The 2,762-nt window shown below is 67.3% G+C and carries 3 protein-coding genes; all 3 read right to left on the bottom strand.

Annotation, left to right across the window (positions count from 1 at the left end; genetic code table 11):
- Positions 1-122: 122 nt before the first annotated feature.
- The 3 genes from ABZ904_RS50975 to ABZ904_RS50965 all read right to left on the bottom strand — a co-directional run bounded on the left by ABZ904_RS50975 (position 123) and on the right by ABZ904_RS50965 (position 2,519).
- A complete protein-coding gene (locus ABZ904_RS50975; protein ID WP_359411010.1) occupies positions 123-587 on the bottom strand; it encodes a pyridoxamine 5'-phosphate oxidase family protein in 465 nt (154 codons plus the stop codon).
- 399 nt (positions 588-986) lie between these two features.
- On the bottom strand, positions 987-1,895 hold the full coding sequence (locus tag ABZ904_RS50970) for an NADP-dependent oxidoreductase (protein ID WP_361831145.1): 909 nt from the start codon (positions 1,893-1,895) through the stop codon (positions 987-989).
- Positions 1,896-1,970: 75 nt separating this feature from the next.
- Complete coding sequence (locus tag ABZ904_RS50965; protein WP_361831142.1) at positions 1,971-2,519, bottom strand: carboxymuconolactone decarboxylase family protein; 549 nt, start codon at positions 2,517-2,519, stop codon at positions 1,971-1,973.
- Positions 2,520-2,762: the final 243 nt, after the last annotated feature.

Genomic DNA, 2,762 nt, shown 5'->3' with positions numbered 1-2,762 from the left:
GCGAGACGGCAGCCTCCCGAGTCAGTGTGGTGCTGGAGAACGCGGGAGTGAGCAGGGGGACATCGTATGGCGGGCGCCACGGTCTGCGGCCGGCCCCGCGTGACAGACGTCTCGATGTCGCATCAAACGTATGCCACACCGTAGTTGGCGGCCCACTCACGCTTCAGGTCGTCCTCGTTCACGTGCCCGAACGTGTACGCCGGAGAGTCCACCCGCAGCGCCCGGTCCACCCGGATCAGTACGGCCTCGTGGCACGGGTAGATGGGATCGCCGTGGGTGTTCAGCACCCACTGGCGGGACCAGTCGTACACCGGGTCGCCTTCCCCGCGGATCTCGGCTGTTCCCTTGAAGCGGTAGCCCCGCCTGAGCAGGAAGTCGATCACGTTGACCTCTACCCGCGAATCGTGCCGCAGGTTCTCCACTGTGTTGGGCGAGGCCATGTTCATGAATACCAGGTGATCGTCGTCGTAGACGCGCACGGACCCCTTCGGGGAGAGGTTCGGAGAGCCGTCCTCGCAGACCGTCGCAACGAACGCCAGCTTGGAGCTGGTCACGATCTGCCGCATGTCCTCAGTGATTATTCCCATCGCTCCTTCAACCTTTCCTTCCACGTCTGCGTGCCCCGCCCTCCTGGGCCGTCACGGCGCAACCTTTTTCGAGTGCGCGGCGCAACGGGCCGATGGCCTGGTCCGCGGAAGCCCTGGCTGCTTGCTCTGCGCTGTTGCGCGGGCCTCCCGATCGCGTTGCGCCCGTTGTCCGCCGTTGCCCCGGTCAGTGATCGCATCCGCGTGGACGGCCGTTCCGGGGGCCGTGTCCCGGAGCCCGGAGCACGACCGGTGGTCGCCCCGCACGGTGCCACTGTGAACCGGCCCGACCGCCTGATGCGCGCCGCGCCTGGTGGGCACGGCTGTGCACGCGGCCGTGCCGTGTCCGGCGCGTGCTGTGAGTCGGTGTCAGGGCCCGGTGACGCCCCGTCGTGGATGTGCTCAGGTGAGCACGATCTTCTTGCCGCCGGCCTGCCCGGCGGACACCCGGGCGAAAGCGGCTGACCCCTCACTCAACGGGAGCGCTTCCACGTTCTGCTTCAGCCTCCCCTCCGCGACCGCCTCCGCCAGATGGGTAAGCTGAGCGGCATCAGGCCGGACGTAGAGGTCCGTGCTGGTGATACCGCGCTCTTCCGCTGGCGCGTCCGAGGTCAGCGACACCAGACGCCCACCGTCCCGCACCAGCGACAGCGCGGCCTGCGCGGTACCACCAGCAGCGATCAGCGCACCATCGAAGCCACCACGAACCCGACCCGCCCAATCCGAGTCGTGGTAGTCGACAACCTCCTGCGCACCCAGACCACGCAGGCGCTCAGCAGCTGAAGCGGACGCAGTCACCGTCACCTCGATCCCCCGAGCAGCAGCGATCTGCAACGCCAGCACACCGGTCGCCCCACCACCATTCGTGATCAGAAGCCGCTGTCCGCGGCTGAGCCTCAGCGCCTCCAACGACTGGTACGCAGTGAGCCCGGCAACCGGCAGCGCCCCCGCCTGCACCGGATCCAGCCCCGCCGGGCAGATCGCAGCACTGGCCGCAGTGATCAGCACCCGCTCAGCCCAGAAGCCACTGCCACCGGGCAACGGGGCCTCATGCGCAAGCACCCGGTCGCCGACAGCAAAGCCCTCGACGTCAGGACCCACGGCCACAACCCGGCCCATGCCCTCTACACCCAGCGCCGCCGGCGGACGCAGTCCCACATCCCAGCCCGCACCGTTCAGCAACCGGTCCCACGGGCCTACCCCGGCCGTCTCCACTTCCAGCAGAAGCTGACCAGCACCAGGAGCCGGCGGCTCAGGCACCTCCAGGAGGACGACGTCCGCATCGGGTCCGGACACTCCGCTTGCCTTCATGGTTATCCCTTCACTTGGTCCGGCCGACGATATGTACAGGCCGGCCGCCATATCTTCACTCTGGGGTTTGGGCGCTCAACTGGGCGTACTGACCGAGCTGGCGGCGGGGATGTCGATGTCGGTCTGGTTGACGTTGTTGATGAAGTTGGTCAGCAGGACCTGCACCGCCACCGTGACGATCGCCAGGATCTGCGGGTCGGTGTAGCCGGCGCCTCGCACAGCCGCCAGGTCGGCGTCGCTCACCTGACCGCGGCTCTCGACCACCTGCTGCGCGAATCGAGCGACCGCGGCGCGCTTGGGGTCGACCGAGCTCCCGGCCCGGGCCAGGTCGATGTCGTCGCTCGACATCCCGCCGAGTTCGGACGATACGTACGTGTGCATCGCCAGGCAGTAATCGCAACCGTTGGCTTGCGACACGGCGAGCGCGATGGTGTCCCGCGTCTTCGCGTCCAGAACCCGGCTCATGGTGCCCTGCAGCGTCACGACGGCGTCAAGAACGGTCGGGTTCGACGCGATGGTCTTGAACATGTTCGGGACGAAGCCGAGCTGTGCGCCGATGTTGTCGAGGATGCCTCGTGCGCCCGCGGTGACGTCGTCGGGAGAGGGTGTGTTCAGTCGTGACATAGCGGATCAACCTCCGGTAGGCGTGCGACTAGTCGCCGAGCCCGGTCAGGCCGAGCGTTTTTGGGCTTGGCGGCCCACTCCTCAGATTTAACACCCCCGGGACTGGGCCGTCAAGCCCACTCTGCGGTATCGTGTGGCGTATGGAAGTCACGACACGAGCTCGGGTGCCTCACAAGCTCACGGACAAGGGTCAGGCGACGCGTGCCCGGATCCTGGAGCATGCCGCGGAACTCATCTACACCA

Origin of the sequence: Streptomyces sp. NPDC046900 (assembly GCF_040644975.1) — a bacterium.
Taxonomy (GTDB): domain Bacteria; phylum Actinomycetota; class Actinomycetes; order Streptomycetales; family Streptomycetaceae; genus Streptomyces.
This window is presented reverse-complemented; position numbering and strand designations above follow the sequence as displayed.